This window comes from Bacillus sp. L_1B0_5 (genome assembly GCF_000836715.1).
GTDB lineage: Bacteria > Bacillota > Bacilli > Bacillales > Bacillaceae_G > Bacillus_A > Bacillus_A thuringiensis_S.
This window is the reverse complement of the sequence record NZ_JXIS01000088.1, coordinates 1-7639: the sequence shown is the minus strand read 5'-3', so window position 1 is coordinate 7639 and position 7639 is coordinate 1. Positions and strand designations below refer to the sequence as shown.

Below are 7639 nucleotides of genomic sequence, written 5' to 3'. Positions count from 1 at the left end.
AAAAGAAACAACTGCGACAGTTGGTAAGAGCATACGGATATACAGGCCCCCTAATTTTTTCCTGTAGCCAAGAATTAGATCAACTCGTGTATCGTTTTATGCGTGATTATTCTCCACAAAAAGTTACATGTAAAAAACGATTCCAATTCATCAATAGAATTGGAATCTCACTATACATATGTCCTCTATATTTTACCATAACTGGAGTCTATGTGGACTAAATAAACCAACTTCTGTATAAAAACATGCCTCTTGGTATATATTAGGGATAACAATTCCACCCTACAACATTGATTGCCACTCTAGAATGAAGTCTCCTAACATGATTACAGGCGGAATTGTTACCCAGTTCTTCAAAATTTAAAAATACTACTTAACTTACAATTTTCTCTTTTGATTTGTTTGACACCTTTTGTTTCTTTTTCATTTTCACAATATAGATTCCAACTAAAGAAATTACCATCCCCATTATCTCCACTATTGTAAGCTTCTGAGTAAAGATAAACCATGCATAGATTGCAGCTACGATTGGTTGTAATAAAACTAATATTGAAGATAATGCAACATTAACTTTACCCAAACAAAAACTCAATAGCCCTTGCCCTAAAATTTGCGAAAAAATAGCTAAACCTATTAAAGGCAACCATTCTGAAGAACTACTTGGGATATAAACTCCTTCAGTAAAAAGCAGTGCAATGAAAATCGTTACTGCACTTCCAAAAGCACTCACAAACATAATAATACTAGCACTTACTCTTTCTCGTACTTTATATACTGTCAATAAAAAGAATGCATAGAAAAAAGCAGTTAAAAAAGCCAACATATCTCCAAATAAATTATCTGTTGTTATGACTGCTTTCCCACTAACTAAAACAATTACACCAGATATTGTAATAATAGCCCCTATGAAAAATGTACGTGTTATCTTTTCTTTAAAAATAAAAAATGAAAACGGAATAATGACTAGAGGCACCAAATTAGCTAATAAATTAGCATTTGCAACACTCGTATAATAAAATGATACGTTCCATAAAATTAAATCCCCTGCTAAAAATACACCTGCTAAAAGTATTAATAAAATATCTTTCTTTGAAACTTTATTAAGTTCTTTCCATACAAATGGTAATAAAAGAGGGATAGAGAGCAATACACGATAAAAGCCTGTATTAATTGGTGGTAACTCACTTAGTTTTACAAAAATACCACCTGTAGCTAAAAAACAGATAGCTAAAAATACTAACAGTATATATTTCGTTTCATTATTTCTTATCATTTTCTTCTCCTACTGTAACTCCTACATAAAATTGAACATATCTGATTTATTTGATACTGTTGGTTCATCTTCTTGCAGTTATTACTATATTTTTTAAGCTCAATTAGCAAATTAAATCCGTTTGGTGATGTAACCCAGTAGAAAGGATTTTGGAAGAGGAACAAATATAATATTCGCCTTTTGCTAAGCCTGGCTACTCAATATATCTAGCCTCATAGGTTATAATATCTCTCCTAAAGTTTTCAAGATGCTAACATAGTACTTAAATTGATTTATAAGAAACTTCTCATTATGAATCAAGAATATGTGTTCAAAGTTATGAAGGTATTACATTTTTTCTATTCATTTTTACAGCTTTTCACTTATAACTCCTTACGTATCCGAGATAAACCTTCTTCTAAAGTAGCCCTAGGACAGGCAATATTCATTCTCAGAAATCCTTTCCCATTTTCACCAAACATAGAACCTTCATTTAAAGCTAATTTAGCTTTCTGGTACATCCATTTTTCTATATTTTCTTTATTCATCCTTAATCCTCGGAAATCTAACCAAACTAAATATGTTCCTTCAGGTTTGATTACCTTCACTTCATTTATATGCTGCTTAAAATAATCAAGTAAAAAATTTAAATTTCCCTCTAAATAAATTAATAATTGATTGAGCCATTCTTCACCATGGGTATAGGCAGCCTCTACTGCCGTTATACCAAAGAAACTTGCCGAATGTAACGAAAGCATCTTTAACTTTTTTTCATACACTTCCTTTATATGAGGATTTTGAATGATTAGGTTACATGTTTTTAACCCTGCAAGATTAAAGGTCTTACTAGTAGAAATACATGTTATACTCGTACTTTTCATTTTTTCAGAAATAGATGAAAATGGTACATGTTTATTGCCTTTATATATTAAATCACAGTGAATCTCATCTGAAATCACAATTATATTATGTTTCGCACACAGTGCTCCTAGTCTCTCCAATTCTTGTTCATCCCATACTCTCCCAACAGGATTATGAGGATTACATAACAACATTACTTTCACACTTGAATCTATTTTATTTTCTAAATCTTTTAAATCCATAGTATAGCGGCCATCTTCTAGAATAAGATTATTCGTTACTAATTCTCTATTTTGTTGAAGAACTACATCATAGAAAGGATGATAGACAGGAGATTGAATCATCACTTTATCTCCTGGTTTAGTTAAACAAGAGACCAAAATACTTAACGCTGTTACTACCCCTGGAGAATGTGTGATCCACTCCTTTTGTACCATTGAGCCATGCCTTCTCTTCAGCCAATCTATTATCGAACTATAATAGGAATCAGGTATGATTGTATAACCATATACGCCATGTGTAGCTCTATTTATAAGTGCATTTACTACTGCTGGGGGTGACATAAAATCCATATCAGCCACCCACATTGGCAAAATATCTTCTGTTTCAAAAAGAATTTTGGACTGATCCCATTTATAAGATGCTGTATAAAGTCTATCGATTTGTTGATCAAAATCTAATTTCATAAACGTCCCCTTTTATTTTCTAATTTTCAGACATTTAAAACGTAAGCATCTTATTATCTTGTAAACTAGCATAAGACCAGGAAGTCACCGTCATGCCATAAGAAACTTTTTTAGGTTGTTTGTGTAGGTTAAGATTAGTCATACCCTTTTCTTTACGATATTCCTCATTATAAACTGTTTTATAATAGCGATCCCCTCTATCTGGAAAGATAGTTAGAATATTCGTTTCTTCTGAACATCTACTACTTAAAAATCGTGAAACTGCATATGATGCCGCTGAGCTATTACCTGCAAATAGCTTTTCACACTTAGCTAATTCTAAATTAGCTGCATAACATTCTTCATCGTTTAACCAATGAACTTCATCAATTATTGAGAAATCTACATTTTTTGGAATTACACTATTTCCATGTCCTCCTTGTAAACGCCCTGGAATATCTGGTTGATTAAAAATAACACTTCCTACCGCATCTACTGCTACAACACGTAAGTCAGGATTCGCTTTTTTTAAAGCTCGTGCCGTGCCACAAAGTGATCCCCCACTTCCTACAGAAGCTACTAAAATATCTATATGTCCTAGCTCTTCAAGAGCTTCATCCGCCAATGACTCATAGGCATTGGGGTTATCAGAATTTTCATACTGACGAGGACAGAATGCTTCTTTATTCTCCTTAAGAATTTCTTCTAGTCTATCAAGACGAGCACTTTGCCATCCTAAATGCGTCATTTCTGTAACTATTTCCAATTTACAACCAAGTGATTTTAATTTTGCAAGAGTCATTTGATCCGTACGTTTGTCCGTTACAATATGAACCGGATGCCCTAAATAAGTTCCAACCATTGCAAGTCCCAATGCCATGGTCCCCGAAGAACTTTCAATAATTGGAGCACCATCTTTTAAAACTCCATTCTTTTTGGCCTCTAAAATGACTTGCTTTGCGGCACGATCCTTCATCCCAAAAGGATTTAGCATTTCTAATTTTGCAAAGACGTTCCCTCTAGCTGACGAATCTAATTGAAGTTGTACTAACGGCGTGTTTCCAATCGCATCTACTATGTTTTCTCTTAGCATCATTACTACCTCTTTCTATTTTATACTTTCTATCAAAACTACATGTTAATAATAAGATCCCTAATACGATTTCAATAATCTTCTTTCTTTTCCAATATTACTTCTAAAATTCCTGATAATAAGATGCATCCTCCACCTACAATGGAAATACAGTACAAGGATGGGCCAACAGTTACAAGCATTTCTCACGGCTAAACAGGGAATGTTGATAAACTACTTCCTTTTCACATCTCCCAAAGCATCCCTCAATGCTTTTACAGGAATTACCGCTGCTGCGTAAATGGAAACGGATACTAATCGTTCGGAATTATTTAAATGAATCTCCCCCGCCGATTTCTAAATACATACGCTCCAAATTTTTCCCTCTCGAGTTTCTTCTTACAGAAATTTCTCCAATATCTCCAGTCTGTCTAACATGTGTACCACCGCATGGAATATGCATATCACCACAAATCCAATTGATTGCTTCTGGTTCCTCATTTAATGGGATATTTTTAATGGGAATATTATCTGTAACGATTAAATTTGCGAACTCTTCTACTTTATCTAACCCTTCACGATCAAGACGTTTATCAGGACTATAAAAATCAAATCGAGCCCTATCTTCTGCAATATGACAACCTTTCACATACATCTCCCCAAAAACTTGAAATGTATAATAATAAACTAAATGTGCCGCAGCATGCATTCTCATCAACATGTGGCGTCTTTCCCAATTGATTTTTGCCTTAACTTCCATTCCTTCACGTAGTCCCTTTACCGGCTCTTTTAAAATATGTGCTACTTCTGAACCCACCTTAATGATTGGAAAATTAGAATGATAAAACAGATTTCCTCCCGTCTTTTGTGTATCAATTACCTCATTTCCCTCAATCCATCCTTGATCTCCAATCTGTCCTCCACCTTCTGGATAAAAAACAGTTTGATTCAAAAAGATTTTATTATCTTCTATTTTTGTTATAATGGCGTTACATTCCTGAAGATATGGATCTTGGAGATATAATTTTCGAACCATTTTACACACCCCATTTACATTTATGTATGCTGCTTACCTTAATTTCTTTAGATAGTAATTTCTCTAATCGTTGCTTCTGGAAACATCATTGATATACGATTTTTTGCATGCTCAATTTTCATATCATCATTCGCATCAAACAATAAAGAAAGAATGGAACCACTATGGGCTACCGATATTCCATGTGCCCCTAATTCAGGAAAGATATTCATAATATCATTGAATTCTTTTTTAAAATGTCTACGTTGATTAACCTTGGCACTTATTGTAGTAGCACGCCCCAACAATTCAATATCTTTACTTTTAATCGCGCAAGTCGCTAAGCGGTAAGCTTCCAAGACTTGTTTCATCTCCTTTGGTGTATACGGTACCCGTTTAAAATTAACTGTATCTACCGCTTCTCCATTATCAACGATAACCAATCGCATTGACATTAAAGGTCCAATATCCTCAAGTAACCTCCCCTTAAAAAAGTCATATACTACCGATGATTGATACATTACACCATCAGATGGTTCAATAGATGTACAAATATTTGATATTTCCCAAGGTCCGATAGGATAGTTACATAGATTTGAAATAGCCCGACAAACCGCTATAATGTCAGCTGTACTACTAGCCATCCCTTTTCCTTCCATTAATTCCGACTCAATTTTAATTGTAATTCCTAGTTCCTTATCGACTATACCCAATTTTCTTAATGAGTCTACTAATATTTCGGCAGCTTTTGCAGCTTTATTTTTATAACCAGGGATTATACTTATTTTCCCTCCCCTTACAAATCTGGCTTCAGCACTAGCATATAGAGGTATAGGAAATGTGATCATAAAATTTTGATCATTAATGCAACCTTGAACAAGCTCGCCACACGTACCACAAGAGATTCCAACACCTGTTGCAGAGATAGCTTCCTTCATTATCGAATCATTTTCTCTACTTACAATCATTTATATCTCCTCCTTCCATATTTAGTATAGTAAAATTGGTTGGTTACAAAAACAGCCAATTGGTTGTTTTTATATCCAGCCAATTCGTTATAATTGAAATAGTTAAAAAATAGGGAGGCATTTTTATGGAATGAAAATTAGATAATGACTGCAAAATCCCGATTTATCAGCAAGTTATTGACTTTATTGAAAGACGTATTACATACGGAGAGCTCCCTCCTGGTAGCTTACTCCCTTCAGAACGAAAATTAGCTACGCATTTACATGTAAACCGAAGTACAGTAACGATTGCTTATAACGAACTTCGCGCTATGGGGATTGTAGAAAGTACAACCGGTAGAGGTACACGTGTTAGTACACATATGTGGGGCGTTTCTCCTACATTAACGCCGAACTGGAAAAGTTTCGTGGAGGGTGGTACTTTTTCGCCAAACTTACCGTTACTTCGCCATATTCGGGCACAAGTACAGCAAAATGAAAATATGATTGATTTCGCAAGCGGAGAGCTCGGTTGTAATCTCTTTCCTCATGAACAACTACAAGCCATTCTACGTGAACAGCCGTTAACACAATCATTAAGTTATGATCACCCGCAAGGCTATCTTCCGCTAAGGCAAACGGTAGTAAAATATATGAAGGACTATCTAAAAGTGAAAGCGACCGAACAATCTATTATGATTACATCAGGCGCACAACAAGCACTTCACCTTATCGTACAATGCTTATTAAATCCAGGTGATGCTGTCGCTTTCGAAAGCCCTTCCCATTGTTATTCATTACCATTATTCCAATCAGCAGGTATTCGTATTTTCCCATTACCTGTCGATGAGCACGGTATTAACCCGAATGACGTGCAAGAATTATATAGAAAGCACCGTATTAAAATGATCTTTTTAAATCCGAATTTTCAAAACCCTACTGGAACAATGTTACGTCCAAACCGTAGAAAAAAACTGTTATCGCTTTGTGCAGACTTACGAATTGCAATCGTTGAAGATGATCCATCCAGTTTACTTACTTTAGAAAAGAAACAACCTTGCCCTACTTTAAAATCCATTGATGAAAACGGAACAGTGATTTATATACATTCCCTATCAAAGATGATTGCACCCGGTCTACGTATTGGCTGGCTTGTCGCTCCGCAGTCTGTAGTAGAACGATTAGCAGATGCACGAAATCAAATGGAGTTGGGAATGAGCATATTCCCACAGTGGCTTATACAACAATTTTTTGAAACAATACCATTTCAGTCTCATATAGAGCCTTTACGCAAGCAACTAGGAGAAAAAAGAGACATTATCGTACGTGCTCTGAACGAACAACTACAAGATAAAATCTCTTTCTCGAACCCAAACGGCGGTATGTACATATGGGGGAAATTAAACAAACCTATTAATGAAAAACAACTTATTATGCAAAGCTTAAAAAACGAAATCGCCTTTATGCCAGGAAGTATCTTCGGTGCAAAAAATGGTTACATTCGTTTATCTTATGGTAAAGTGAATAGGTATCAAATTGAGGAAGGAATTTCTCGTTTACGTGAGGCGATTACTATTTGTGAGGAGTAAGTTGGATATTTCCACTCACTCCTCACAATATTGCAAGCATTACTATTTTCATATATACATTTTTTCTCTTATAATCCATTTATTTCATTAAATGTATTTTTTATAATATTCACCTAAAACGAAGGTTCTGGTGCAAAAAAGCTAAATGATTTGAAAATATTCTTTCAAACTTGGCCATACTGGTATTACTACTTAAAAAAGGTGCGTGATCAGGATGGAAAAAGAAAACATATTCAAA

Annotated in this window: 7 protein-coding genes; 2 read left to right on the top strand and 5 right to left on the bottom strand. The window is 34.7% G+C overall.

The genetic code is table 11. The features are described from left to right. The first annotated feature begins 11 nt into the window (after positions 1-11). Positions 12-221, top strand: coding sequence for an aspartyl-phosphate phosphatase Spo0E family protein (locus RT27_RS34030; RefSeq protein ID WP_269430586.1), 210 nt, complete (start codon positions 12-14; stop codon positions 219-221). Between the two features lie 152 nt (positions 222-373). On the opposite strand, the gene RT27_RS24645 is transcribed toward RT27_RS34030, so the two are convergent. The 5 genes from RT27_RS24645 to RT27_RS24625 all read right to left on the bottom strand — a co-directional run bounded on the left by RT27_RS24645 (position 374) and on the right by RT27_RS24625 (position 5833). After that, positions 374-1273, bottom strand: a complete 900-nt coding sequence (locus RT27_RS24645) for an EamA family transporter (RefSeq protein ID WP_000620811.1) — start codon at positions 1271-1273, stop codon at positions 374-376. 362 nt (positions 1274-1635) lie between these two features. Continuing rightward, entirely contained in the window at positions 1636-2799 is a 1164-nt protein-coding gene (locus RT27_RS24640) for a MalY/PatB family protein (protein ID WP_043937890.1), read from the bottom strand. Positions 2800-2833: 34 nt separating this feature from the next. After that, complete coding sequence (locus tag RT27_RS24635) at positions 2834-3871, bottom strand: cysteine synthase family protein (RefSeq protein ID WP_043937888.1); 1038 nt, start codon at positions 3869-3871, stop codon at positions 2834-2836. 307 nt (positions 3872-4178) lie between these two features. After that, positions 4179-4886, bottom strand: a complete 708-nt coding sequence (locus tag RT27_RS24630) for an alanyl-tRNA editing protein (RefSeq protein WP_000251827.1) — start codon at positions 4884-4886, stop codon at positions 4179-4181. A gap of 47 nt (positions 4887-4933) precedes the next feature. Then, on the bottom strand, positions 4934-5833 hold the full coding sequence (locus tag RT27_RS24625) for a kinase (RefSeq protein WP_000637313.1): 900 nt from the start codon (positions 5831-5833) through the stop codon (positions 4934-4936). 155 nt (positions 5834-5988) lie between these two features. Between RT27_RS24625 and RT27_RS24620 the strand changes: the two genes are divergently transcribed. Further along, a complete protein-coding gene (locus RT27_RS24620) occupies positions 5989-7401 on the top strand; it encodes a PLP-dependent aminotransferase family protein (protein ID WP_231577687.1) in 1413 nt (470 codons plus the stop codon). Positions 7402-7639 lie beyond the last annotated feature (238 nt).

Excerpts from the sequence above, each read along its gene's own strand:
- RT27_RS24645 (WP_000620811.1), bottom strand. The coding sequence starts at position 1,273 with ATGATAAGAAATAATGAAACGAAATATATACTGTTAGTATTTTTAGCT.
- RT27_RS24640 (WP_043937890.1), bottom strand. The coding sequence starts at position 2,799 with ATGAAATTAGATTTTGATCAACAAATCGATAGACTTTATACAGCATCT.
- RT27_RS24635 (WP_043937888.1), bottom strand. The coding sequence starts at position 3,871 with ATGCTAAGAGAAAACATAGTAGATGCGATTGGAAACACGCCGTTAGTA.
- RT27_RS24630 (WP_000251827.1), bottom strand. The coding sequence starts at position 4,886 with ATGGTTCGAAAATTATATCTCCAAGATCCATATCTTCAGGAATGTAAC.
- RT27_RS24625 (WP_000637313.1), bottom strand. The coding sequence starts at position 5,833 with ATGATTGTAAGTAGAGAAAATGATTCGATAATGAAGGAAGCTATCTCT.